This window comes from Mycolicibacterium sichuanense (assembly GCF_033741125.1).
Classification (GTDB): Bacteria; Actinomycetota; Actinomycetes; order Mycobacteriales; family Mycobacteriaceae; genus Mycobacterium.
Genome location: NZ_JAWQPU010000001.1, coordinates 1,195,702 through 1,220,316, shown reverse-complemented (window position 1 = coordinate 1,220,316; position 24,615 = coordinate 1,195,702). Strand labels below are relative to the sequence as shown.

The window sequence follows — 24,615 nt, the reverse complement described above, 5'->3', positions numbered from 1 at the left end:
GCCCCGCCTCTAGACCAATCAGACACCATTCCCGCCCCCGCGCATGTCAAACGTCGAACGTGCCTCAGCAACGCCAAATCAGTGAACTCGAATTTCCCATTCGGCCAGGTCTGCCCGGTGCCGAACTCGGGCCGCACGACGCGTCGACCAGCGGGCGTCCGACCACCGGCACCGCCCTCGGCGCCAGAATGCCCGCGCCCCCAGGCACTCCCGTGGTCCTCCGCCAGCACCACCCCCGGCGGGGCCGAGGAGCGGCCGTCGCGTCACCGCCCCGGACGACACGCCGTCGGTGTCTCCGGATCCGCCTGAAGGCATCTGCCCGCACCGGGGCGCCATAGCAACCGTTGCCTCATCTATGTAGCCGTCGCCGCAAGTCAACGGCACAAGAACGGGACGCCACGCCAAATTGACGGCAGTCACGATTCACACCGCCTTCGACATCGTCCCCACGGCGCCGGCGGCAAAGGGCGCGCGGACCATCGCTACGCCCGCATCCGGCGGAAACGGCGACGAATTCGGATCGTCAGTACACGTCGACGAGCGCGTGTCGACGTTCGGCGGTCAGCCGACCCGCTCCGCCTGCCCGGGGTGACCCGCCGGCGCCTCGAGCATTGCCGGATTACCGCCATCGATGCTGCTGGCGAATTTTGCGTCACTGAAGACAGCAAACCCAATTCAAGATCACCGAAACTCATTAAAAAGTGATTGGAGAAAAGTCTTGGTTACACAAAGAATCCTCAGGTAACTTTTGCTGATCAGTTCGGTTTCTATTAGGGGGTTGCCATGCACCTGGCCATTCGTTCTCCGCTCAACACCGGTATCGCAATGGTCGGAGCAACCGCCATCGCACTAAGTCCGCTGGTCGTGCCGCCGCCCAACATCTCGATCAGTGCGCCGCATCTGCCGTCGGTCTCGGCCAACTACGTCCCGACCGGCCTCGCCTCCGCGATCCAGGACATCCTCGACGCGGTGGGGACCGCAGGAAACCAGGGCCTGACGGGCCTCGGGACCGCAGGCAACCAAGCGATCACGGGCTTGGGCGACATCGGCAACACCACCGTTCAGACCGTCGGCACCGTTGGCAACACCCTCAACGCGACCGGCGCCGCCGCCCTGGCGGCCATCGCCGCCAACCCGGCGAACCCCGGTGCCTACCCGGCAGCGCTCGCGCTGCTCCTGGCCGGCGGCGGTAGCGCCCTTGGCCAGGGCCTGGTGGGAGCTGGCGTCGCGGGCACTCAGGCCCTCGCCACCCTCGGCGCCCTTGGCAACACGGCACTGTCGACGGTCGGCTCGATCGGCAACACCCTGATCACCGGGGTGGGCAACTCACTGCTGGCGCTGCCGACCCCGCAGAACGTGGTCGACGCCGTCGCGGCACTCGCCGCGGGCGCGGCTAGCGCGCTCAACCAGGCGTTCCTCGCCGCCGGTGCCGGTGGCACCGCGCTGGTGGGCGGCGTCGGCGCCGCAGGCGTTCAGTTCGTCGCCGGCCTCGGCGCGATCGGCGGAACCGCGGTCCTGGGCGCCGGCGCGACCGGCGTCGCCGGCGTGGCAACCCTTGGCGCACTTGGGAATACCGGTATCCAGACGATCGGCGCCATCGGCAACACCCTGCTCGCCTCCGGCGGCAGTGCACTCGGTGCAATCCTCGCCAGCCCGCTGGATCCCAACAGCTACGCCGCGGCGATCGGCACGCTGCTGGCCGGCGGGGGTGCCGCGTTCAATCTCGGGCTGCAGGGCCTTGGCACCGCCGGCAACCAGGCGGTGGCGGGCCTCGGGACGATCGTCAGCACGGCGCTGGCGACGGTCGGCGGGGTCGGCAACGCCGCCCTCGCAACCATCGGCGACCCGCTCAGCACCGGCATCGCAACTGCCGGTGCCATCGGCAACCTGACACTCGCCACGCTCGGCGGCATCGGCACCACCCTGTCCAACGCCGTGGCCAGCGCGCTCGGATTCCTGAACGAAACGCCGGCGGCGGCCACCACGCAGGTGGCGCAGGCCCGGCTGCTGGCCGCGTCGACCGCCGACGTCTCGGTGCAGGCGCTGACCCCGAACGACATCGGCTCGGCGATCGGCGTCCTCCTCAACGGAGTCGGGACCGCGGGATCCCAGGCCATCACCGGCTTCGGCACCGCAGGCGGCCAACTCCTAGGTGGTCTCGGCACCGCAGGCGCTCAGCTCGTCACGGGCCTTGGCACGGCAGGCACGCAGGCGATCGTCGGATTCGGCAACGCGGGTCTGCAGGCCATCGGCGGCATCGGTGCGCTCGGAGCCACGGCCCTGGCCACCGTCGGTGGGCTCGGCAACATCGGTCTGCTGACTCTCGGCGGCATCGGCACCACGCTGATCAACAGCGGCGGCGCCGCCCTGGGTTCGATCCTGGCCAACCCGTTGGACTTCGCGAGCTACGTCGCGGCGGTCAACACGCTGGTGAACGGCGGGTCCACCGCCCTGAACATCGGGGTGGCCGGCCTCGGCGCGGCGGGCACGCTCGCCGTCCAGGGCATTGGCGCGTTCGGCAACACGGCCATCCAGACGGTCGGCAACGTGGGCAACACGGTGATCGGCACGATCGGCGACGTCGGCAACACCACCGGCGCCACCCTCGGCACGGCTGGCAACACCGCCATCAACGCCGTGGGCACCGCGGGCAACACCGCCGGCCAGACCGCCGGTGACGTCGGGAACACGCTCGTCAACGCGGTGGGTACCGCAACCGGGATCATCACCGGACCCACCGTCGCGGCGACGACCGTCGAAGCCCCCGCGGTCCAGACGGAGACCAGCGCGTCCACCGTCGCACCCGTCACCGCCGCCAAGAAGGCCTCGACCGCCGCCCCGGTGACCGAGGCGAGCACTGGCTCGTCCAGCACGACCGGTACCGAGACCAGCACCGGCGCGACCTCCGGTTCGGGCTCGAGCGAGAGCACCTCGGGTTCGAGCACCGGTTCGAGCACGACCTCGGGTTCGAGCACGACCTCGGGTTCCAGCACCGGTTCGAGCACGACCTCGGGTTCGAGCACGACCTCGGGTTCCAGCTCGACCGTCAAGGACGGCAACAAGTCCGAGCCCACCACCAAGGCGGGTAGCTCCGCCGGTTCGACCGGTGGTTCGGGCAGCGCGTCCTCGGCGGGCGGCACGGAGTCCGGGTCGGCGTCCACCGCCTCGTCGGCGGGTTCGGAGTCCGGCAGCAGCGGTTCGGCGGGCGCAGGTTCGGCGAGCAGCGCCAAGTAGCTCCAGACGCCTCCAAGCCATGATGGGCCCTCCGCGAGGAGGGCCCATCGTGGTTTCTTGGAGTCGAGTCGGCACGGTAGGCATGGGGATGCCGGCCGGGGCGAGCCCGGGCATGGTTCGATCGGAGGCACGATGAGTTTCACTAGCCCCTTCCCCCAGGTCCAGATTCCCACCGTCAGCGTCTACGACTATCTCTTCGGTGACGCCGGTGACGCCGAAGCCGACCGGATTGCCCTGGTCGACGCGAAGACCGGTGCGGAGACCAGTTACGCCGAGCTGATCGCCCGCATCGACGCGTTCGCCGGTGCGCTCGCGGCGCGTGGGATCGGTGTCGGTGATGTCGTTGGACTGTTGGCGCCCAACAGTTCTGCGTTCGCCATCGCGTTCCACGGCATCTTGCGCGCGGGCGCGACCGCCACCACCATCAATGCGCTGTTCACGGCCAAGGACATCGCCAAGCAGCTCGTCGACTCCCGAGCCAGGATGCTCGTCACGGTCAGCGCCCTGCTGGCCCAGGCCGCCGATGGGGCTGCGGCCGTCGGGCTGGCCACCGACGCCGTGGTGGTGCTCGACGGTCCAGGCGAATCGGTCGACGGTCACCCCAACGCCGCCGATCTGCTGGGGCCGGCCCTGCCCGCCCCCGAGGTGACGTTCGACCCCGCCACACACTTGGCGGCGTTGCCCTACAGCTCGGGAACGACCGGCAACCCGAAGGGCGTGATGCTCACGCACCAAAATTTGACGGCCAACGTCGCGCAGATCCGGCCGCTGCAGGGCATGCAGCCCGAGGACCGCATCCTGGCCGTGCTGCCGTTCTTCCACATCTACGGCATGACGGTGCTGCTCAATGCCGCCCTGCACGCCCGCGCGCGTCTGGTCATCATGCCGAGCTTCGATCTCGAGGAATTCCTCTCCAACATTCAGGCTCACGGCTGCACCTTCGCCTTCATCGCACCACCGGTGGCAGTGGCGCTTGCCAAGCATCCGATGGTCGACTCCTACGACCTGTCCAGCCTGCGCAGCATCATGTCCGGTGCGGCGCCGCTCGACGAGGAACTCGGTAAGGCGGTCTCGTCCCGGCTGGGGTGCCAGGTGGTGCAGGGCTACGGCATGAGTGAACTGAGCCCGGTCAGCCACATCACGCCGCCCGACGGCGGGCGCAGCCTCATCGGCTCGGTCGCCCCGCTGAGCTCGTGCGGCTGGACCGTCCCCAACGCGGTCAGCAAGATCGTCGACGAGAACGGTGTCGAGATCGATCCCCCGGCATCGGGTCTCAGCACGACCGGCGAGCTCTGGTTCAAGGGCCCCAACGTGATGGCGGGCTATCTGAACAACGATGAGGCCACCCGTGAGACCGTCGACGCCGACGGCTTCCTGCACACCGGTGACGTGGCGCGGGTGGATTCGACGGGCTGCGTCTACATCGTCGATCGGCTCAAGGAACTCATCAAGTACAAGGGTTACCAGGTGCCGCCGGCCGAACTGGAAGCGGTGCTGCTCACCCACCCCGGCATCGCCGACACCGCCGTCATCGGGGTCACGGACGCCGAATCCGGCGAGGAGATACCAAAGGCATTCGTGGTCAAGACATCAGGCAGCGAGCTCACCGAGGCCGAGGTGATGGAGTTCGTCGCCGGCCAGGTGGCCCCATACAAGAAGGTGCGCCAGGTGGCATTCATCGACGCGATCCCCAAATCTGCGTCCGGCAAGATCCTGCGCAAGGATCTACGCTAGCCAGCCGCCGGCGCGGACGGCGTCGAGACCCGTTCGGGGGCAGCCGGTCCCGTCACGCCGTCGACGATCGCTCGCAACGCGGCCACGTGACCCGCGAACGCCTCGCGCCCGACGTCGGTGAGCCGGGCGTAGACCTTGCGACGGCTTGCCTCGAGCCGACGTTCGGTCCCGACGTAGCCCGCTTGCTCCAGTGTCGAGAGTTGTTTCGACAGAGCTGAATCCGAGAGTTTCAGCGCCTCCTTGAGATAGCCGAACTCGGCCCAGTCGACGGCCGCCAACGACGCCACCAACGTCAGGCGCGTGCTGGGATGGATGAGCTCGTCGAAGCGCGGCGCCGCCGTCATGCCCGGGTCCAGTCGCGCAGCGTGCGCAGGATCCGCGGTCCACCGAAGCCGACGATCGCGCCGACGAATACGCCCGCGGCGGTACCGGCATGACCCACGCCGTCGGCGTGCAGCGCGAATCCCGTCGCGATGGTCAGCGCCACCAACGCCAGCAACATGCCGATGATCACCAGCGGAACGCGGCGCCCGGCCGTCTCGGCACTCACCTGGAGGCGATCGGTCCTGCGGCGACCGTTCAGCCGGCGCGACGCGACCACGGAGTGCACGATGCCGAATCCAAGGGTGGCGCTGACGGCAAGCCATTGCGGCCCAGAGTCGTTGACGGCGCCAAGGACTACCCAGGCCGCCGCCAGCAGCCACCAGTACCACTCGGGCAGACCGACTTCCTCGGCGACGCGCGCCTTGGCGACGTCGACGGCCGCCAGCGCGGCGCGCGCGTCGGCCGCCGTGACGTCATCTTCACTTTCCCACATGGAAAGTAGGATCCCAGTTTCCAGACCGGAAAGTCAAGGGCAGACCAGCGCGGCTACCGACTGACCAGATGCGAGGCCGCCTTCGCAGCCCGCGCCTGCCGCTGGCCCAACCAGATTCCGCCGAGAGGTGCCAGCAGCAGTCCGGCGATGCCGAAGAGCAGGCCCGCGGGCCAGCTCGACTCGGCATGTCCGCCCCACACCGCCGTCACCGGGGGCCGGGACAGCGGCCAAGGCCTGGGTTCGGCCGCCAGTGGTGCGGGCATCACCCCCGCGGCCGTCGTGGGAAGCTCGACTACCGGCTCGCTGATCGCCGGCTCGACGGGTGACACCCGCAGCACGGTCGACGCCACTGCCTGCAGCGCACCGGCCTCCTCGGCGAGCACGCCGGCGGGCGCCGGCGAGCGGCCATCCCCAAAGGTCACCGACGGCACGATGATCACCACCGGCGTCGGGATGGCACCGCCGCCTCCCGAACCGGAACCCCCGGCGGCGGCCGCCGCGCTGCCGGCGGGCGCGGGCACGGCGGTGTCGGCGGCGACCGCCGGGTTGACCGACTCGACCGAGACGGCAGTGTCGGCACTAGGAGTCACCGACTGCACCGCGACCGTCCGGGATGCGGTCGCGCGTTGGTTCACCGCGACGTCGGAGGCGCCCTGCCCGGAGGAACCGTCGGAGACCGGGTCACCGGTCCGGTCGGTCCAGCCGGCGGAACCGGGCCATTGGCCGCGAACGTTGCCGTCCCGGTTGCCGTTGCCATCCCGATTGCCGTTGCCGTCGCGATTGCCGCCGCCGTCGCGAGCGCCGTTGCCGTCGCGAGGGCCGCGAGAATCAGGGCCCGGCCGGCCGCCGTCACGACGACCGACACCACTTCGATCTACACCACTTCGGTCGAAACCACCGCGACTGCCATCACGTCCACCGTCGCGCGGGGCGGGTCCACGACGGCCCGGTCCGTCATCACCGGCGCGGGAATGACCACCATCCCGAGCCGAATGCGATCCCCCGGGGTCGGCAGACGTGATCGCCATGCCAGGTACGCCTGCCATGGAGATGGCTGCGAAGGCCGCCGCCCCGGCTGCCACGCCCTTCATCGACTTCGCCACGGTCCTCCCTGACCGATTGAGTGCTAAGGCAACCCTACGCCGAAGTCGGATCCTCGGTGATCCCATCGGCAACCTTCTGCGCCAGTTCGATCGCCGTGCGCGCCCAGGCCGCCGTCGTCCCCGCCAACCCACACGCCGGGGTGATGCCGACGCGGTCGCGCAACACCCCGCGGGGGAAGCCCAACCTGTCGGTGATCGATGCGGCCGCCGTCGCCACCTCCTCCGGCGCGAGACGACGGTCCGGCGCGTGCACCGGGACCACCCCCAGCAACACCACGCGACCGGTCTCGATGAATTCACCAACGCCGTCGAGATCAGCCGCGGTCAAGGTTGAGACGTCTACGGAGATGGCCCCAATCTTTGTGCGCTGCAACAGTTTCCAGGGAAGATCCGGAGCGCAGCAGTGCAAGGCGACCTCACCCCCGACGGTTGCGACGCACTCGTCGAACAATCCCTGCGCCAGCGCCTCGTCCACCGGGTGCACCGGTGAGAAGCTGGTCACCCCGGTCAACCGGCCGGCCAACGCCGCGGGCAGCGACGGCTCGTCCAACTGCACCGCGACCTCCACGTCGAGCCGACGCGCGATCTCCGCCCGGTGCAGCGCGAGTCCCTCGGCGAGGCTGCCCGCCAGGTCGCGGACCGCTCCCGCGTCGGTGATCGCTCGGTGGCCGTTGGGGAGTTCGAGATGTGCCGCAAGGGTGATCGGCCCGGGCGCCTGCACCTTGACCGTGCGCGATCCGCCGCGCAATCCAGCCCGCTCCCAAGCCTCTTCGAGGGCGTCGACGTCCTCGTCGAGCAGGCTCGCCGCGCGGCGCACCGCCGAGCTGCGGCCGGCGGCGATGCGGTACCCGCGCGGCACGGTGTCCATACCGATGTCGACCAGAAGCGCGCCGGCCCGCCCGATCAGATCGGCGCCGACACCCCTGGCGGGCAATTCGACGAGATGTGCCAGGGCATGCAGCTCCCCGACCACCACTTCGGCGGCTTCCCGCGCCGCCGTGCCGGGCCAGGATCCGATGCCGGTTGCCGCGGCGAAAACACTCACGCCGCCAACACTATTCGATGACCTGCCAAAAGAGTTACCGTCGAGCATGGCCGGACTGTCCATCAGCGCCCCGTTGGCGGTCTGCGCGGCCGTGCTGACCGCAGCGTGCGCCTCGACGGTGACGGGGCTCCCGGTGCGCGCCGCGCCGGGGATCGACGAGCGCTCGCGGTCACCGGTCGACGTCGATCGCGTTCTGCTCCCGCAATCACGGATGCGGGCGATCACGGGCGCCGGTGCCGCCCTGACGGTCATTCCGAGCATGGACGGCAAATTCCCCGTCGACCTCGACGTGTTCGCCGACCGGGTGCCACCCCAGTGCGCCTGGATCTTCGCCGAGACCCAGACGTTCGGGCCCGACGTCGAGGAATTCCATGCAACGACCTACCAGAACCCGCCGCAGGGGGCGCTCATCTCGCAGGCCGCCGCGGGGTACCGCGACGTGGCGACCGCGCGCGCGACGTTCCAGGCGCTGGGCCGCCGGGTCGATGCCTGTGGTTCGTCGACCTCCGGTTACGTCGGTGACTGGACCCGGTCCGAGGACGCCATCCGCACCAGGACGAGCCCCGAGTGCGGTCGCGACTACCGGCTCAAGTCAGTGGTGCTCGTCGAGGTCACGTTCTGCGCCTATCCCCCGGCGGTGCCCGACGTCGTCATGGGCGCCATCCTGGCCCGCATTCCGGGCTAGGGCCGCGCTGCGGAGATCGTCGCGCTGGCGACGACCTCGTCGCCGTCGGGGTCCGGCAGGTAGACGACCATGGTCTGACCGGTCGCCACGCCGCGCAACGGGCTGCGCAGCGTCGCAACCAGCCGGTCGCCCCGATGCTCGACGACGGCACTTGCGATGCCGCCATGGGCGCGGACCTGGACGTCGCACTCGACGGGGCCCGCAAGCGGCGCGCCTGCGGTGAACACCGGGCGCTCCCCGATCAGCGTCCGCACCTCGAGGTCGGCGGCGTCGCCCACCCGAACGGTGCCGCTCTCGGCGTCGATCGACGTCACGTACCTGGGTCGGCCATCGGGGCCGGGACCCGCGATGCCGAGGCCCTTGCGCTGTCCGATGGTGAAACCGTGTACGCCGTCGTGCTCGGCAAGTACCGCACCTCCGGCGTCGACCACCGACCCGCGGCGCACTCCGATGCGCGCGCCGAGGAAGGCCCTGGTGTCACCGGACGGGATGAAGCAGATGTCGTGGCTGTCGGGCTTGTCGGCCACGGCGAGCCCGCGCCGGGCCGCCTCGTCGCGAATCCGCGCCTTGGGGGTGTCACCGATCGGGAAGAGCGCCGTGGCCAGTTGGCGTTGGTCGAGCACGCCGAGGACGTAGGACTGGTCCTTGTCGGGGTCGACGGCACGCCGCAGCCGGCCGTCGGACAGCCGTGCGTAGTGACCGGTGGCCAGCGCGTCGAAGCCCAACGCCAGTGCCCGCGCCGACATCGCGGAGAACTTGATCCGTTCGTTGCACCGCACGCACGGGTTCGGGGTCTCACCGCGCGCGTAGGACTCCACGAAGTCGTCGATGACGTCCTCGGCGAAGCGGTCGGCGAAGTCCCAGACGTAGAACGGGATGTCGAGGATGTCGGCGACGCGGCGGGCGTCCCCCGCGTCCTCCTTCGAACAGCAGCCGCGCGAACCCGTCCGCAGCGTGCCCGGCGCCGAGGACAGGGCCAGGTGCACGCCGACCACCTCGTGACCGGCGTCGACCATGCGCGCAGCAGCCACCGAGGAGTCGACGCCGCCGCTCATCGCGACCAGGACCCTCATCACCGTCCGCCCCTTGGGTTCGTCACGTCAGTCCCGGCCCGCACTGGCCAACGCGGCCTGCCTGGCCCGGTCCACCGCGGCGGGCAGCACCCCGAGGGCGGCGTCGACGTCGGCCTCGGTGCTGGTGTGTCCGAGCGACAGTCGCAGAGAGCCGCGAGCGCTGGCCGGATCGGCGCCCATCGCGATCAGCACGTGCGACGGCTGGGCAACGCCGGCGGTACACGCCGATCCCGTGGAGCACTCGATTCCCTTGGCGTCCAACAGCATCAGCAGAGCGTCGCCCTCGCAACCGCGAAACGTGAAGTGGGTGTTGCCCGGCAGGCGGGCCTCGCCCTCGGCGCCGTTGAGGTCGACGTCGTCCATCGAGGACAGCACCCCGTCGATGAGCTTGTCGCGCAGCGCCGAGATGCGGGTGCGATACCCCTCGAGGCCCTCGATGGCGACCCTGGCGGCCGCGGCCATCGCGACGGTGCTCGCGACATCCGGTGTGCCAGAACGCACGTCGCGTTCCTGACCACCGCCGTGCAACAGCGGCACGCACGGGGTGTCGCGGCGAAGTAGCAGTGCCCCCACGCCCGTCGGCCCGCCGAACTTGTGCGCAGCCACGCTCATCGCGGACAGCCCGCTGGCCGCGAAGTCGACGGGCAGCTGGCCGACGGCCTGGATGGCGTCGCTGTGCATGGGCACGTCGAACTCCGAGGCGATGGCCGCCAGCTCGGCGATCGGCATGATGGTGCCGACCTCGTTGTTGGCCCACATCACGGAGACCAGCGCGACGTCGTCGTGGTCCTCGAGCGCCTTCCGCAACGCGCTGGTGGCCACGGTCCCGTCCCGTTGCACCGGCAGCCAGGTCACCTCGGCGCCCTCGTGCTCGACGAGCCATTCGACGGCGTCCAGGACGGCGTGGTGCTCGACCGGGGTGGTGATGATCCTGCGGCGCCTGGCGTCGACGTCGCGGCGGGCCCAGAAGATGCCCTTGACGGCCAGGTTGTCACTCTCGGTGCCGCCGGCGGTGACGATGATCTCCGATGGGCGGGCTCCCAACAGCCCGGCCAGCGTCTCGCGCGCCTCCTCCATCCGGCGGCGTGCCGCCCGACCGGACGTGTGCAGCGACGACGCATTGCCGACCGTCGCCAGCGCCGCCGTCATGGCCTCGATGGCAGCGGGGTGCATCGGGGTGGTGGCGGCGTGATCCAGGTAGACGGCGGTCATGGCCCGTCAAGGATACCGGCAGCGCGCGGTCCTCAGACGGCCAGCGCGCGCCGGTGTGCGTCATGGGCGCCGAGTACCGCCCGCGGCACGTCGTCCAGCGAGGTGACTCCGCGGACGGCGGCCTCACACCTAACGGTGAGGTCGCGCCGGTCGGTGCCGGGCAACTCGAGTGACTGCACTTGGACGTGGCACACCGTCAGCCGGGCCGTGATCACCCGGCGGACCGACTGCAGCAGTGAATCGTCGCCGATGAACGCGGGAACCGTGGAGAGCTGCCCGTCGCGGTGGTGGTAGGTCATGCGCAAGGGCTGGACGGGACGGCCCGCGTCGATGGCGCCCTGGAACATGGCGGGGCGGAACCGTCCGTAGCCCAGCCCACACCAGGTGGTGCCCTCCGGGAACGCGACGACGGTCTGACCTGCGGACAGCCGCTCGGCGACGGCGCGCACCACCTCCGGGAGCCGGCGCAGACTGGCCCGCTCGATGGGGATCACCTTGAGCAGCCGGGCGACGAAGCCCAGCGCCGGCCAATCGATCAGGTCGGCGCGGGCGACGAACGATCCGGGCAGCACCGAGCCGACCACGAAGATGTCGACCCACGACACGTGCCCGCTCACCACCAGCACTCCGCGCAGGTTGCGGATCGGACCGCCGGAGGTCGTGATCCGCACCCCGAGGCAGCGCAGCATCAACCGGCAGTAGATGCGCTGGACGCGCGCGCGACCCGGAAGCGGCACCGCCAGCAGTGGCAGCAGCGGAAGCAGCACCAGGGCGCAGCCGATGCGGGCCGCGGTCCGCACGGCCACCACGACCCGGTGCGACGCGTGGACCGGGTCGGGGCGCACGCACGACGCGTCGCAGGATGCCCTTGGCAGCCAAGGATTGGGCGGCGATGCCACCGCACCAGCCCGACCGTGCTGCTCCAGACCACCCAGGCTGGTCATCGGGCCACTCCGTCCGACGGGTCGGCGGCTTGCGACACCGAACGCAGGCGGTGCAGGTATCGGACGTCGGCCTTGCGCTTGTCGAGCAGTGCCGGGAAGTCTCCGACGCCGAAGGCGGGGTCGTGGGCGGGTTCACCGCAGACCTCGGCGCCCAACCGCAGGTAGCCCCGCATCAGCGCTGGGACCGCCACGCGTCCCGGCGACGGGATCTCGTCGAGGGACCTGCCGTCCACCACCACCGGGCGGTACGGCACGACGGTGTACTCCGAGGCGTGGCGCCGGCGGACGAAGTCCCGCACGGCTCGAATCTGGGCGCCGGGCATCTCGTCGGGCGCACCCTGGACGGGCACCGACACGCAACCGGTCACGTAGTCGTACCCGCAGCGGTCCAGATAGGCCAGGATGCCAGCCCACATCAACAGGACGACGCCCCCGTTGCGGTGGTCCTGGCGCACCACTGCCCGGCCCATTTCGACCAGGGAGGGCCGCAGCGCATCGAGTTCGGACACCTCGAACTCGGTGGCGCTGTACAGACCGCCCGCGGCGATGGCCCCCGGTGGAGGCAGCATGCGGTAGCAGCCGACGATGTCGCCGGATCGATCCTCCCGGACGAGCAGGTGGTCGCAGTACTGGTCGAACTCGTCGGCATCGCGTCCGTCGGCGGCACCGGTGAGCGCGAATCCCGGCTCGGAGGTGAACACGTCGTAGCGGAGACGCTGCGCGTCGTCGATCAGCGCGGGGTCGGTCGAAAGCAGCAGCGTGTAGCGCGGGGTGTCGTCCGTCGTGGTGGGTTGATCAGCGGCGATGAGTACGGAAGCAGTGCTCATAGCCAGCACGGTGCTTCAGCAGGACAGCGCGGGAGCAATCAGAGCATGACGTGTCCGTGCACGCCAGGTGACGAATTGACTGGCGCCGACGACTAGACGGCGGCGTCGAGCAGGTCGGCCTCGGCCGGCGCCGCTTCGACGGCGCGCAGGGTGTGCGTGCGCGCCGTCCGGACGTCGGGACGCTTTGCGCTCACCGTGCGGCCCCGCAGCGAGACCTGCGAACCGGAACGGACGACGCCGACGGGGCCGGAACCAACGAAACGCGAGATCGCCGTTCCCGGCAGTTCGGCACCGGCCTTGGCCTGCCGGTACCCCACGCGGATGCCCGCGGCGCACGTAGCGAGGAGACCACCGATACCGGGCAGGGCGACGGCCAGCAGCGCAGTCAGCGATACCGACGCCACGAACGCGCCGATCACGTGCTCGACGATCGACAGGATGTCGTGGGTGCCGCTGGGTATGGGGGCCGCGGCGGGCGCCGCGGTGGTGGCGCCGGCGTCGACCTGCGGGGTCGCGAAGTCCAACAGCGTCACGGGGGTCGACGTCGCGTTGGGAGCGGGCACGCTCTGCACACCGGGCAACGCCAGGATCGAGGGCAGCGGCGAGGCGGCCGGCACCATGTCGGCCAGCGACTTCGCGGAGATGACGGGATGACCACCCGTCGTGGTCCCCGTGACCGCGGTCGGGACCGTGGCGCTCGCGCCGAGCAGCTCGGAGAGCTCGGACGGCAATTGGCTGAGCGACGCGCCCGCGTTCGCCACGGCGGTGATCACGTTCTGGACCTGGGCGATGGCCTCGGTCACCGGAGCGGATCCGGGCAATGCCGCCACGGCACCTGAGACGGTGGCGAACGTGTTCGAGGCCGAGGCCAGGACGTTCGACGTGGCGTTCGCCGCGGCCGAAGCGGCATTGGCAGCGGCGTTGGAGGCGGCCAGGGACGCGGCGGAGAGCGCATCGTTCGCGCTCGGCGAGGACTGCGTCGCGCCCGCCGTGACCGGAGCGGTGGCCGGCGTGGCCGGAGCGGTGGCCGGCGTGTTCGCGACCGGAGCGGTCTCCGTCGACGACGGCGTGGTCGCCACCGTGTCCACGACGGGCGGCGTGGCCGCGACTGGCTGCGCGGCGGGATCCGTTGCGGTCGTGCCGTCGGGACCGGTGCTGCCGTGCACGGTTGGCGTGCCACCGAACGTCGTCTTGGGCGACGAGGGGATGCCCGAGGCGATGCCGCCGGGCTTCGGCAGCGACGCAAGCGTGCCGGTGACTCCCTGTACGGTTGCCTGCCAACTGTTCTGGGCCGCCTTGCGCAGGGAGTCGGCGATGGTCCCGATTCCCCCGGCGGGCGATCCGGACGACGATGGGGAGCCGGCGCCGTCGGCGCTCTGGCCCGGACTGGGCGAGGGAGTGTCGGCGATCGCGATCGCACCCCCACCACTGCCCAGCAGGAGGCCGGTGGACAGCACGAAGGCGCCCGCTGCGATGCGCGCATTCGTCGACATGTCGTCTCCTCCCACCACCCAGCGAACCCGTCGGTAGGTATTTGGACCAATTGTTCCACACGATGGCACTCAGCTATCGCCATTTCGGGGCGATTCACCAATCAAGATCGCGTGCAGCAAATGTATCGCAATCGGTCGCCGAGTGGCAGCTCAAGGGCGTTTCGATGTGGCCACGACGGGCTGCCGGTGCGCCACGGTCGCCAGAATCGGGCCGCCTCGACGAACTGACCAGCTCGCGGCTGACAATTCGGTGACCGAACCGGTGCTGCAGACCCCACGCCGGGTCCCGTCGACCCCGCCGTCTCGCGCCACCCCGTGCTGAACGGGACGGGGTGGCGCACGCCATTCAGCGCAGCCAATTTAGCCGGGCAAAGCGACTACCGAGCAAGCTCGGAAAATTCACCTAGGGCGCGACGGACTCGTATCCGCAGATGGCATCGACCTTCTCGGCGGACGCGCTGCTGGGGTCGAACTCGTAACCCAGCCACTCACGGGCCAGCCGCCGCGCCAGTTCCAGGCCGATCACCCGCTGCCCGAAACACAGCACCTGGGCATTGTTCGACAGCACCGAACGCTCGACCGAGAATCCGTCGTGCGCGGTGACGGCCCGGATGCCCGGCACCTTGTTGGCACTGATCGCCACCCCGAGACCGGTTCCACAGACCAGCAGGGCACGGTCGGCCTTGCCCTCGGCGATCATCCGCGCGGCCGCAACGGCGACGTGCGGGTAGGCGGTGTGCTCGTCGGAGCCGACGCCGACGTCGACGACGTCGGCCACCCGATCGTCGGCGAGCAGGTCGCCCTTCAGCGTCTCCTTGTATTCGTATCCGGCGTCGTCGCAACCGACGACGATGCGTAGCGCAGTCACGAGGCATCTCCCTGGGTAGATGGTGCGAAGCAGTCGGCGACCGTGTGGGCGCACATCGCAAGTGACGTCGCACCGGCGTCGGGCGTTCCGACGCTACGCTCGGCCAGCGGCCGCGCGCGTCCGACCTTCGGACGCATCTTCGCGGTGGCGCGGGCCGCTTCGGCCGCGACGTCGGCGGCAATCCGCCAGGCGTCGCGCCACGACCGTCCGTCGGCCACTCCCCGCTCGAGCGTGTCGACGAACGGCAGCATGGCGTCGAGCATGGTCTTGTCGCCCGGTGCCGCGCCACCGAGCTGAATCAGCGCGTCGTAGCCGTCGCGCATTCCCGCGGCGACGGTGGACGAGTCCGGCCGACCGGTGTCGCCGAGCCGGGCGCCCACGGCATTAAGCAGCGCGCCCCAGAGCACCCCCGAGGTGCCACCGGCCTTGGCCGCCCATTCCCTACCCGCTGCTGCCAGGACGGAACCTTGACCGGCGCCGGCCTCGACGGCGGCGGCCGCGGCCACCCGCGCCGCCGATGACCCCTTGACCATTCCGCGGCCGTGATCACCGTCACCGGCGACGGCATCGATGCGGCCCAGCTCGTCCTCTGCGTCGGCCAGCATGTCGGCGATGGCGCCGAGCGCCTCGGCGACGAATCGCCCGCCAGCGCGGCCCTCGTCGTCGGCCAGTGCTGCCACGTCGAGGGTCGGGGCCGCGGCATCGGCGGCTGCATCGCCGCGCCGCTCCCCCGAATCAGCTTGCGCTGCAACACCCTTGCGGTAGGCCGGGGTGTCGGCGGGCGCGGTCCAGTACTTCTCGAGCTCGTCGTCGAGCCACATGATGGTCAGCGAGCAGCCCGCCATGTCCAGGCTAGTGACCAGCTCCCCGACTTCCGGTTCGACGATCTCGTAACCGCGCTCGCGCAGCAGCCGCGAGGCCGTGCCCCAGACGACGAACAGCTCCTCGTACTTCGTCTGACCGAGTCCGTTGAGGATCACCGCGATGCGAGTGGATTCGGTGGCAGGCTTGTCGCCGAGGACGCCATCGACCAGCGTCTGCGCCAGGTTGGCCGCCGTCGGCAGCGGTTCGTCGCGCACGCCAGGCTCGCCGTGGATGCCGAGGCCGACGCCCATCTGCCCGTCGGGGACGGTGAACAGCGGGTGGTCGGCACCCGGCAGGGTGCAGCCGTCGAACGCGACGCCGAGAGTTCTGGTCGCCGCGTTGGAGGCCTCGGCGACCCGAATGACGCCCTGAATGTCCAGTCCGTCCTCGGCGGCCGCCGACGCACACTTGAACACCGTGAAGTCGCCGGCGATGCCGCGTCGCTTGACCTCCTCGCCCCGGGGTGCGCTGGCGATGTCGTCGGTGACGGCGAAGTAGTGCGCGTCGATGCCTTCACCGCGCAACTGGTTGACCGCCAGGCCGAAGTTCATCACGTCGCCGGCGTAGTTGCCGGTGGTGAGTAGCACGCCGGCGTCACCGTGGGCAGCCCGAGCCACCGACGCGGCCTCCTCGGCTGACGGCGAGGTGAAGATGTTGCCGACGACCGCGCCGTCGGCGAAGCCGGGACCAACAGTGCCGCAGAACGCCGGGTAGTGGCCCGACCCTCCACCGATGACGACGGCGACCTTCCCCGGGGGCGTCTCGTACGCCCGCACCACCCCGCCCGGCACTCCAGCCACGTAGCGGGCGTTGGCGTCCAAGAATCCGACGAGCATGTCCTCGGTGAAGCGCGCCGGATCGTTGAACAGCTTGGTCATCGCAATCGCTCTCCGGTATCGGCGTCGAACAGGTACACCCGCTCTGGCGGGGCGCTGACGACGACCTGTTGCTCTGGTTCGTAGCTTTCGTGGGCGGGCGTCTGGACGACGATGCCCTCCTGCACACCCGCCACCGTACTGGTGGCCAGCCCGAATTCGAGCAGGTGCTCGAAGTAGGCAACCGTGGTGCGCAACCCCTGGCCGTCGCCCGCGGACATCGTGCAGTCCTGGGGGCGCACGCCGACCGACACCCGGGTGCCGTTGGGCACCGACGTCGCGGCAGCCTCCAGAGTGCCTGCACCCGAACCGATCTCGACTCGGACCTGGCCGGCGGCCGACTGGCCGGTCTCGACCACGCCAGGCAGCACGTTGATCTGCGGCTCGCCGACGAACTGGGCGACGAACAGGTTCGCCGGATCGTCGAACACCTCGTCGGGGGTGCCGAACTGCTGCACCACGCCGGCATCCATCACCGCCAGGCGGTCGGCCAGCGAGAGGGCTTCGACCTGGTCGTGGGTGACCACGATGGTGGTGTAGCCGAACTCGCGCTGCAGTACCTTCAGCTCGCGCCGGACCCGTTGGCGCGCCGAGGCATCGAGGTGGCTCAGCGGCTCGTCGAGTAGCAGCACGGGCGGGTTGCGCACCAGCGCGCGGGCCAATGCGACGCGCTGCTTCTGACCGCTGGACAGACCGGCCGGACGCAGGTCCATGAGGTCGTCCATCTCCAGGCGGGTGCTGATCGAGGACACCATCTGCTCGGCGCCCCTTACCTTGCGGGCCTTCAGGCCGTACAGCAGGTTCTCGCGAACCGACAGCGGCGGGTACAGCGCGTAGCTCTCGAAGCCAACGCCGATCCCGCGCTTGGACGCCGGCAGCTGCGAGATCTCCCGGTCACCGATGCGGATCGACCCGCTGGTCACCGTCTCCAGCCCGGCGATCATCCGCAGCGTCGTGGTCTTGCCGCAGCCCGAAGGGCCGAGCAGGGCGACGAGTTCACCCGGTTCGATCGACAGGTCGATGCCCTTGACGGCGGTGACGCTCTCGCGGCCCCGCGACGCGTAGGTCTTCACCAGATCGCTCAGTACCAGGCTCTGAGCGGTGGTCGTGGTGGGGCGCTCTGCGGTGGTCGTCATTGCGCGGCCTCCAGCCTCTCGTCGGACGATGTGGTGAGTCGGCGGGTGTCGCCCGTGCCGTTTCCGGAGTCTTGCTCCGAGGGGGCGAAGACGTGGACGTCGGAGTCGGCGACCCGCATCGTCACGTCGTCGCCCTCCCCGACCCCGTGTCTACCGGAGGTCAGGACGATCAGCTGCGCTCCCCCGACGTCGACGGTGAGCTCGATGTTGCGGCCCAGCCGCTCGGCCAGCAGAACCCTGCCGCGTAGCGAGCCCTCGCCGCTGGTGACGTGGATGTCGCACGGCCGCAGGCCGACTCGCACCCGATCACCACGGTCGACGGCGGCGTCCGACGGAATCGCGACGTGCAGTCGGCCCTCCGCCAGATTGATGCGGTCCTCGTCGACGACCCCGTCGAGGAGGTTGATCTCGGGCTGACCCAGCGACTTGGCGACGAAGGTGTCCGCCGGGTGCCGCCAAATCTCCTCCGGCGTACCGATCTGCACCAGTGAACCGTTCCGCAGCACCGCGATGCGATCACCGAGGGCCAGCGCCTCCTGGTAGTCGTGGGTGACGTAGACGGTGGTGGTCTTCGACATCGCGCCGAGTTGCTTGAGCTCGGCGCGCATCGCGGCGCGCAGCTTCGCGTCGAGGTGACTCAGCGGTTCGTCGAGCAGGTACACGTCGGCTGGGCGCATCAAAACCCGGCCGAGCGCTACCCGCTGGCGCTGCCCGTTGGACAGCTCGCGCGGAAAGCGGTTGAGCAGATGGTTGATTCCCAGCGTGGTGGTGACCTGGTCGATGCGTTCGCGTCGCTGGGCATCGGTGTACTTGCCGGTGCGTCCGGACTTCAGCGGAGAGTCCAGATTCTCGCTGACCGTCTTCTGCGGGTAGAGCGCGTAGCTCTCGAACGCCATCGCCACGTTGCGGTGATAGGGCTCGACGAGCGTGACGTCGTTGCCGCCGATGGTGACGGTTCCACCGTCGACGTCGACCAGACCGGCGATGGACTTCAGCGTCGTCGTCTTGCCAGCGCCGCTGGGTCCGAGGATGACGAAGAACTCCCCGTCGGCGATGTCGACGGTGAGGTCGTCCACTGCGGTGATCTTGCCGTAGGACTTGGACAGACCCTTGAGCGATACGGTGGCCATCAGGCTTTCACCGCCCCGAAGGACAGGCCCCGCACCAGATATCTCTGGATGGTGAGCGCCAGTATCAGTGGTGGCAGTGCGGCGATGATCGCCGCCGCCGCGGTCAGGTTGTAGTACGCCTGCCCGCCGCCGCCGAGGAACTTGGTGATGGCCACGGTGACCGTACCCGCGTTGCTGTCGGCCAGGATCAGCGGGAAGACGTAGTTGTTCCAGGCGAAGATGAATGCCAGCAGTGCCGCAGCGGCGATGCCGGGGCGCACGATGGGCAGTGCCACCATGATGAACGCCCGCGTGCGGGTGTAACCGTCCAACAGCGCGGCCTGCTCCAGATCCTCCGGCAGGTCCTCGAAGTAGGACCGCAGGATCCACACCACCAGCGGCATCGTGACCAGCTGCAGCACCCAGATCATCCCGACCTTGGTGTCGAAAAGCCCGATCTGGTTGTAGATCACGAACAGCGGCACGATGACCATCAGCTCCGGAGCGAACCGAAACGACAGCATCTGGAACATGAGGTCATTGCTGCCCTTGTACTTCCAGCGGCCCGCCGCGTAGGCCGCGGGGATGCCGATCACCAGCGAGACGATCACGGCGCCACCGCAATTCAGCAGGCTGGTCAGCATCGCCGTCTTGAAGTCGACGCTCGTCATCTGAGTGCCCTTGTCGGACAGCACGGTGGCGAAGTTGGACCACGTCGGACTGAACTGGAAGTAGGTGGTGGTCTGCTCCTCGGCGTTCTTCAGGGCCAGGATGACCATCCACGCGATGGGGAACAGCGAGAAGACGAACCACCCGATGAGGCCGATGTCGGCGACCACCGATCCGGGTGAGAGCCGCTTCTGGCCGGGCAGGAGCTCGCTGCGTGTCGGCCTGAACTTGGTCAGTGCCATGGTTAGGACTCCGCTCCCGCAGCACGACGCTGCGCCTTGCCGAGCACGCTCACCAGGTAGCGCGCCGTGATGAACACGATGATCCACAGCAGCAGCATGTAGGTGCTGCCGCGGGAGTAGTCGAGATTGATGATCGAGTCCTCGAAGGCGCCGATCTGCAGGGTGCGGGTGGCCACGCCGGGACCACCCGCGGTGAGCACGTAGATGTGGTCGAAGACCTTGAGGTTGTCCATGAACCGGAAGATGACGGCGACCAAGATGTAGGGCCACAGCATCGGCAGCATGAGCTTGCGGAACATGTAGAACCAGTTGGCGCCGTCCACCTCGGAGGCCTCGAAGGGCTCCTTGGGCAGCGACCGGATGCCGGCCAGCACCAGGATCGCCACGAACGGGGTGAAGATCCACAGGTCGACCAGCACCACCGAGAACAGGGCGTGGCTGCTGGACAGCCAGTCGAACGTATTGCCCAGTCCCAGAACGTGATTGAGGATGCCGAACTGCGGGTTGAACATCAGCTTCCAGATCACGCCGGCGATCACCGGCGCGATCATCAGCGGCAGGATCAAGACCTTCTCGAAGATCTTGCCGATGATGCTCGAGCGGTTGAGCAGCAGAGCCAATCCCACGCCGAGCACCGTCTCCACTGCGGTCGCCGCCACCGCGAAGATCGCGGTGACCTTGACGCTCTGCCAGAAGACCTGGTCGCCCAGTACCGACTTGAAGTTGTCGAACCATACGAAGTGCGGGTTGGGGTTGACCGCCGCGTAGTTCAGGAAGGCGTAGTAGGCGCCCACCACGAACGGATAGAGGATCCCTACGACGATCACCAGCGCCGGTATCGACAGGAGGTAGGGCCGCAGCTTGCGTCGCCACGTGGGGATCTCGGGCAGGTCGCGGTGCGCCTGCGACGCTGCCGGCCGGTCGGGTTGCGTCGGCGGCGCCTTGGGGGTTTGCGTGGTCATGAGTGCCAGAACTCCTAGAGGTTGACCTTGGAGGTGTTGGTCTTGGCGAGGCTGCGCAACCGCGAGGCAGCGTCGTCGCCGCCGTAGATGTCCTGTAGCGCCACGGCCCAGTTCTGGGTGGTGTCGAAGAACTTCTTCTGCGGGGTGAACTGGATCTTCGATTCGCCGATGACGGTCTCGAAGGTCTCGAGGTAGCCGAACTGGTCGGCGGCAACGCGCTTGAAGGTGGTGTCGAACACGGACTTTCGCACCGGGTCGGCGTACGTGCCGCCCTCGACGGCCTTGTTCATCGCGTCCTTGCCGGTGGCCCACTGGATGAACAGCCAGGCGGGCAGCTTGTTGCGACTGTTGGCCGACATCGCCCAACTCCACGTCCACAGGTTGGTCTTGTAGTTGCCGTCCGGCCCGGCGGGCCCCGGGTACCACCCGAGGTTGCCCGCCTCCTTGCTGGCGCCGGGCTTGTTCTTCGGGTAGGTCGCACTGTCGGCGTCGAACACCATCATCGCCTTGCCGTCACCGAGATCGCCGGTGGCGTTGGGGTAGTCGTAGGTGGTCCACGACGTCGGGCCGGCCTGGTGCTGGAGGTCGATCCACTTCTTGGTGAACGCGATCGCCTTGTCGCTATCCATCTCGGCGATCAGCTCCGAGCCGTTCCAGTGGTAGTCCACTGCGCCCTCGCGGGTGTACTGCGTCATGAAACCGGGGTGGATGGTGGCCCAGGACTTCGATCCGCGGGTCGACAACCCGTACCGGTTCTGCGAGCGGTCGGTGAGGTCGATGGCCAACTGGATGAAGTCGTCCAGCTTGTCCGGCAGCTTGGTGATGCCCTTCTCGTCGAAGATCCGCTTGTTGTAGGCCACGACGTTGTTCTCGAAGCCCCACGGAATCGCCCACTGCCCACCGGTTCCCAGCGGATTGCCGAGCGTGAAGTCCCATCGCGTCGACGTGCGCAAGCCCTCGAAGATGTCCTCGAAGTCGTACTCGGCGCTGGTGGCCGATGTGTTCTCCAGCCACGGCTTGAGGTCCTCGACCCAGCCGGGAGGGCCGTACTGCCAGATGAAGTACGCGCCAAGCATGAAGGCGTCGTGCTTGCCGGAGCCGCCTGCGAGCTCGGTGTTCAGCTTGGTGAAGTAGTCGGCCTCGGGGACCAGGTCGACGTTGACCGTGATGCCGGTCAGATCGGTGAACTCGTGGAGCAGCGGTTGATACGACAGCTGGTAGGGGTGTGGGGTCTGCAGGATGTTGATGGTCTGCCCGGCAGCCTTGCGCCAGTCGAAGCCACCGCTCACCTCCCCCGCGCCGTTGGGGGCACTGGCCTTGCCGCCAACCCCACACGCGCTGAGCACGGGCAGGCTGGCCGCGGCCGCTCCTGCAACGCCCAACGCAGCCAACATGTTTCGCCGCGACATCTGCGGACCCTGAGGGCCGCTCGGATTACGCCTCATCTTTTCTGGTGTCCTTGGTTCGGTGGGATCACGCCGGGATCAGGGAGACCTTGACCGACTCCTTGCCGCTGCCGACCAGGTCGAGGCCCTTCTGGAATTCACTCAGCGGCAGTTGGTGGGTGCAGATCTCGTCCATCGGGAGCACGCCGGACTCGATCATCTTGATGGCCGCCGGCCAGCAGTACGGTCCGAGATGAGCACCAAGGACATCGAGTTCCTTGTCGTCGCTGATGATGCTCCAGTCGACCGTCACGTCGCTGCCGAAGACGCCGTACTCGACGTAGCGGCCGAGTTTGCGCAACGAGTTCAGGCCCTGCGGAACGGCGGACGGGTGCCCGGTGCCCTCGAGGTAGACGTCGGCGCCGTATCCGCCGGTGAGGTCCTTGACGATCTTCTCGACGTCCTCCTCGGCGATGTTGATGGTGACGTCGGCGCCGCACTTCTTGGCCAGCTTCAGCTTCTCCGGTGCCATGTCCAGTGCGATGACGTGCATCGGGTTCTTGGCGCGGGCACCGGCGATCATGCCGAGCCCGATCGGCCCGCAGCCGGCGACCACGACGGTGTCCTCGAAGGTGATCTGCGCGCGCTCGACGGCGTGCAGGGAGCAGGACAGCGGTTCGACGAACGCCGCGTGTGCGGGCGGCAGGTCACCGGAGATCTTGTGCACCAACGCTTCCACCGGATAGGTCATGTAGGTGGCCATGGCACCGGGCGTGCGGCGCTTGAAACCGTAGAGGTCGTGCGGCTGGCACATGTGGTACTGCCCGCGCTTGCAGAAGCGACACTCCCAGCACGGCACGATCTGCTCGGAGGTGACGCGGTCGCCGACGGCGATCCCCCACCTGCTGGCGGCTTCGTCGTCGAGTTCGACGACGCGGCCCACGAATTCGTGACCGGGGATGACCATGGTCTCGGTCCACGCCGGACGGTTCTCGTCGCCCCAGAACTTGGCGGCGCCGTGGTAGCACTTGAGGTCGCTGGCGCAGATGCCGACGGCCTCGACCCGGACGAGCGCCTCGCCCGGCTTGCGCTGCGGGACCGCGACCTCCTCGAGGCGGTAGTCGTTCGGTCCGTGGCAGACGACGGCCTGCATCTTCTCGGGAATCTGGTCGGTCATCCATAGCTCCTTCACCTGTGGCTCCGGTCACAGTATCGACCTGCTGCACAGTTGTCCAGAACGAATGTTCAGCAAAATTCCTCTCAGAACGGATGCTCACCGACTCTTGGGGGGTGCCATACTGCTCGCATGCCCCGGCCGGCACAGCACCCCTCCACCAACCCGCTCGGCGAGATCGCGCCACGGGACGGCGAGAGCAGCCACTTTCCGGCATCGCTGCTGTACACCGCGGCGCGGCTGTACTACGAGGACGAGGCCACCCAGGCAGAGGTCGCCGAGCAACTCGGCACCAGCCGCGCCACCGTGAGCCGGTTGCTATCGGAGGCCAAGCGGCAGGGCATCGTCCGGATCGAGGTGGTGCCGCCCGCCGAGGCTCGTCCCGGCGACCTGGCCGACCGGCTCGCGCGGGCCCTGAACCTGACGTCGGTGTACCTCAGCCCGCAACTCCCCGCGCCGGGCCCCGGTCGCACGGTCCTCGACGTGATGGGCCGGACGCTGGCGCCCGCCGTCGGTCGCGCCCTCGGTGAGGCCGGCCTGCTCCCCGGTGACGTTCTACTGGTGTCCTCGGGCCGCACGGTCTACGAGGTCGCCCAGTTCGAGCTGCCGCCGCTACCCGGCGTCGTGGTGGCCCCCACCGTCGGCGGCAACGACCAGCCCGAGGAGTGGTACCAGACCAACGAGATCACCCGACTCGTCGCCAATCGCGTTGGGGGCCGGGCTAATTACCTGTTCGCGCCGGCGCTTCCCGGGGTCGAGCTGTACCAGTCGCTGCTGAACGATCCGAGCATCCAGAAGGTGCTGCACCTGTGGCCGCACGCGCGCTGCGCACTGATGGGCGTCGGCGCACCGCCATTGACCCGTTTGGACATTCCGCGTTTCGTCCCGACGGGGTCCACCTCGCTGCGTGCCGCGGTCGGCGACGTCTGCTCGCGCTTCTACGATCGCGACGGCGCGCCGGTGTCCTTCGAGGACGGCGAGCGGCTGATCGCCGTGGAACTCGAGGCACTGCGCCACATTCCGGTGACGATCGCGGTGGCCATCGGCAAGGAGAAGGTCGAGTCCATCGTCGCCGGGGCCAGGGGCGGTTACTTCAACCACCTCGTCACCGATCCTCTGACGGCCAGAGACATCCTGGCGAGCCCCACCCTGGCGAGCTAACCG

General features: G+C 69.0%; 21 protein-coding genes. 4 read left to right on the top strand and 17 right to left on the bottom strand.

Annotated features, from left to right (window positions below; all coding sequences use genetic code 11):
* Positions 1–783: 783 nt before the first annotated feature.
* Both SBI80_RS05910 and SBI80_RS05905 read left to right on the top strand, forming a co-directional pair.
* Positions 784–3,234, top strand: coding sequence for a beta strand repeat-containing protein (locus SBI80_RS05910; protein WP_318973452.1), 2,451 nt, complete (start codon positions 784–786; stop codon positions 3,232–3,234).
* Positions 3,235–3,366: 132 nt separating this feature from the next.
* Complete coding sequence (locus tag SBI80_RS05905) at positions 3,367–4,968, top strand: 4-coumarate--CoA ligase family protein (protein ID WP_318973451.1); 1,602 nt, start codon at positions 3,367–3,369, stop codon at positions 4,966–4,968.
* Here SBI80_RS05905 and SBI80_RS05900 read toward each other — a convergent pair.
* From SBI80_RS05900 to SBI80_RS05885, 4 genes are read right to left on the bottom strand one after another with little or no spacing between them, the layout of a single operon-like run.
* Positions 4,965–5,312, bottom strand: a complete 348-nt coding sequence (locus SBI80_RS05900) for a transcriptional regulator (RefSeq protein WP_318973450.1) — start codon at positions 5,310–5,312, stop codon at positions 4,965–4,967. The two genes, SBI80_RS05905 and SBI80_RS05900, sit on opposite strands and share 4 nt — an antisense overlap.
* Entirely contained in the window at positions 5,309–5,785 is a 477-nt protein-coding gene (locus SBI80_RS05895; protein ID WP_318973449.1) for a hypothetical protein, read from the bottom strand. The genes SBI80_RS05900 and SBI80_RS05895 overlap by 4 nt, the downstream gene beginning before the upstream one ends.
* Before the next feature lie 53 nt (positions 5,786–5,838).
* Positions 5,839–6,888: a hypothetical protein gene (locus SBI80_RS05890; protein WP_318973448.1), complete on the bottom strand. Its 1,050-nt coding sequence runs from the start codon at positions 6,886–6,888 to the stop codon at positions 5,839–5,841.
* Between the two features lie 34 nt (positions 6,889–6,922).
* Positions 6,923–7,933, bottom strand: coding sequence for a uroporphyrinogen decarboxylase/cobalamine-independent methonine synthase family protein (locus SBI80_RS05885; RefSeq protein ID WP_318973447.1), 1,011 nt, complete (start codon positions 7,931–7,933; stop codon positions 6,923–6,925).
* Positions 7,934–7,979: 46 nt separating this feature from the next.
* Between SBI80_RS05885 and SBI80_RS05880 the strand changes: the two genes are divergently transcribed.
* Positions 7,980–8,618, top strand: a complete 639-nt coding sequence (locus SBI80_RS05880; protein ID WP_318973446.1) for a sensor domain-containing protein — start codon at positions 7,980–7,982, stop codon at positions 8,616–8,618.
* Here SBI80_RS05880 and mnmA read toward each other — a convergent pair.
* The 13 genes from mnmA to eltD all read right to left on the bottom strand — a co-directional run bounded on the left by mnmA (position 8,615) and on the right by eltD (position 23,454).
* Positions 8,615–9,691, bottom strand: a complete 1,077-nt coding sequence (gene mnmA / locus SBI80_RS05875; protein WP_318973717.1) for a tRNA 2-thiouridine(34) synthase MnmA — start codon at positions 9,689–9,691, stop codon at positions 8,615–8,617. The genes SBI80_RS05880 and mnmA overlap by 4 nt on opposite strands.
* Positions 9,692–9,718: 27 nt before the next feature.
* Positions 9,719–10,903 (bottom strand): cysteine desulfurase family protein, encoded by a 1,185-nt coding sequence (locus SBI80_RS05870; RefSeq protein WP_318973445.1) that lies wholly within the window; start codon positions 10,901–10,903, stop codon positions 9,719–9,721.
* A 32-nt stretch (positions 10,904–10,935) separates the two neighbouring features.
* A complete protein-coding gene (locus tag SBI80_RS05865; protein ID WP_318973444.1) occupies positions 10,936–11,847 on the bottom strand; it encodes a lysophospholipid acyltransferase family protein in 912 nt (303 codons plus the stop codon).
* On the bottom strand, positions 11,844–12,674 hold the full coding sequence (locus SBI80_RS05860; RefSeq protein WP_318973443.1) for a GNAT family N-acetyltransferase: 831 nt from the start codon (positions 12,672–12,674) through the stop codon (positions 11,844–11,846). Before SBI80_RS05860 ends, SBI80_RS05865 begins: the two co-directional genes overlap by 4 nt.
* A gap of 92 nt (positions 12,675–12,766) precedes the next feature.
* Complete coding sequence (locus SBI80_RS05855; RefSeq protein ID WP_318973442.1) at positions 12,767–14,167, bottom strand: hypothetical protein; 1,401 nt, start codon at positions 14,165–14,167, stop codon at positions 12,767–12,769.
* 403 nt (positions 14,168–14,570) lie between these two features.
* Positions 14,571–15,035, bottom strand: coding sequence for a ribose-5-phosphate isomerase (locus SBI80_RS05850; protein ID WP_318973441.1), 465 nt, complete (start codon positions 15,033–15,035; stop codon positions 14,571–14,573).
* Positions 15,032–16,777, bottom strand: a complete 1,746-nt coding sequence (gene derK / locus SBI80_RS05845) for a D-erythrulose 4-kinase (protein WP_318973440.1) — start codon at positions 16,775–16,777, stop codon at positions 15,032–15,034. The genes SBI80_RS05850 and derK overlap by 4 nt, the downstream gene beginning before the upstream one ends.
* The gene (locus tag SBI80_RS05840) at positions 16,774–17,910 is read right to left on the bottom strand and encodes an ABC transporter ATP-binding protein (RefSeq protein WP_318973439.1); all 1,137 of its coding nucleotides are present in this window, start codon (positions 17,908–17,910) and stop codon (positions 16,774–16,776) included. The genes derK and SBI80_RS05840 overlap by 4 nt, the downstream gene beginning before the upstream one ends.
* Positions 17,907–19,040 (bottom strand): ABC transporter ATP-binding protein, encoded by a 1,134-nt coding sequence (locus tag SBI80_RS05835; protein ID WP_318973438.1) that lies wholly within the window; start codon positions 19,038–19,040, stop codon positions 17,907–17,909. Before SBI80_RS05835 ends, SBI80_RS05840 begins: the two co-directional genes overlap by 4 nt.
* Positions 19,040–19,930: a carbohydrate ABC transporter permease gene (locus SBI80_RS05830; protein WP_318973437.1), complete on the bottom strand. Its 891-nt coding sequence runs from the start codon at positions 19,928–19,930 to the stop codon at positions 19,040–19,042. Before SBI80_RS05830 ends, SBI80_RS05835 begins: the two co-directional genes overlap by 1 nt.
* 2 nt (positions 19,931–19,932) lie before the next feature.
* A complete protein-coding gene (locus tag SBI80_RS05825; protein WP_318973436.1) occupies positions 19,933–20,892 on the bottom strand; it encodes a carbohydrate ABC transporter permease in 960 nt (319 codons plus the stop codon).
* Positions 20,893–20,906: 14 nt separating this feature from the next.
* Positions 20,907–22,286, bottom strand: coding sequence for an extracellular solute-binding protein (locus SBI80_RS05820; protein WP_318973716.1), 1,380 nt, complete (start codon positions 22,284–22,286; stop codon positions 20,907–20,909).
* A 79-nt stretch (positions 22,287–22,365) separates the two neighbouring features.
* Positions 22,366–23,454, bottom strand: a complete 1,089-nt coding sequence (gene eltD / locus SBI80_RS05815; protein WP_318973435.1) for an erythritol/L-threitol dehyrogenase — start codon at positions 23,452–23,454, stop codon at positions 22,366–22,368.
* 129 nt (positions 23,455–23,583) lie between these two features.
* On the opposite strand from eltD, the gene SBI80_RS05810 reads away from it, so the two are divergent.
* Complete coding sequence (locus SBI80_RS05810) at positions 23,584–24,612, top strand: sugar-binding transcriptional regulator (protein WP_318973434.1); 1,029 nt, start codon at positions 23,584–23,586, stop codon at positions 24,610–24,612.
* The last annotated feature ends 3 nt before the right edge of the window (positions 24,613–24,615 follow it).

Coding starts and splice junctions, on each gene's coding strand:
- SBI80_RS05910 (WP_318973452.1), top strand. CDS start 784: ATGCACCTGGCCATTCGTTCTCCGCTCAACACCGGTATCGCAATGGTC.
- SBI80_RS05905 (WP_318973451.1), top strand. CDS start 3,367: ATGAGTTTCACTAGCCCCTTCCCCCAGGTCCAGATTCCCACCGTCAGC.
- SBI80_RS05900 (WP_318973450.1), bottom strand. CDS start 5,312: ATGACGGCGGCGCCGCGCTTCGACGAGCTCATCCATCCCAGCACGCGC.
- SBI80_RS05895 (WP_318973449.1), bottom strand. CDS start 5,785: ATGTGGGAAAGTGAAGATGACGTCACGGCGGCCGACGCGCGCGCCGCG.
- SBI80_RS05880 (WP_318973446.1), top strand. CDS start 7,980: ATGGCCGGACTGTCCATCAGCGCCCCGTTGGCGGTCTGCGCGGCCGTG.
- mnmA (WP_318973717.1), bottom strand. CDS start 9,691: ATGAGGGTCCTGGTCGCGATGAGCGGCGGCGTCGACTCCTCGGTGGCT.
- SBI80_RS05870 (WP_318973445.1), bottom strand. CDS start 10,903: ATGACCGCCGTCTACCTGGATCACGCCGCCACCACCCCGATGCACCCC.
- SBI80_RS05865 (WP_318973444.1), bottom strand. CDS start 11,847: ATGACCAGCCTGGGTGGTCTGGAGCAGCACGGTCGGGCTGGTGCGGTG.
- SBI80_RS05860 (WP_318973443.1), bottom strand. CDS start 12,674: ATGAGCACTGCTTCCGTACTCATCGCCGCTGATCAACCCACCACGACG.
- SBI80_RS05855 (WP_318973442.1), bottom strand. CDS start 14,167: ATGTCGACGAATGCGCGCATCGCAGCGGGCGCCTTCGTGCTGTCCACC.
- derK (WP_318973440.1), bottom strand. CDS start 16,777: ATGACCAAGCTGTTCAACGATCCGGCGCGCTTCACCGAGGACATGCTC.
- SBI80_RS05840 (WP_318973439.1), bottom strand. CDS start 17,910: ATGACGACCACCGCAGAGCGCCCCACCACGACCACCGCTCAGAGCCTG.
- SBI80_RS05835 (WP_318973438.1), bottom strand. CDS start 19,040: ATGGCCACCGTATCGCTCAAGGGTCTGTCCAAGTCCTACGGCAAGATC.
- SBI80_RS05830 (WP_318973437.1), bottom strand. CDS start 19,930: ATGGCACTGACCAAGTTCAGGCCGACACGCAGCGAGCTCCTGCCCGGC.
- SBI80_RS05825 (WP_318973436.1), bottom strand. CDS start 20,892: ATGACCACGCAAACCCCCAAGGCGCCGCCGACGCAACCCGACCGGCCG.
- SBI80_RS05820 (WP_318973716.1), bottom strand. CDS start 22,286: ATGTTGGCTGCGTTGGGCGTTGCAGGAGCGGCCGCGGCCAGCCTGCCC.
- eltD (WP_318973435.1), bottom strand. CDS start 23,454: ATGACCGACCAGATTCCCGAGAAGATGCAGGCCGTCGTCTGCCACGGA.
- SBI80_RS05810 (WP_318973434.1), top strand. CDS start 23,584: ATGCCCCGGCCGGCACAGCACCCCTCCACCAACCCGCTCGGCGAGATC.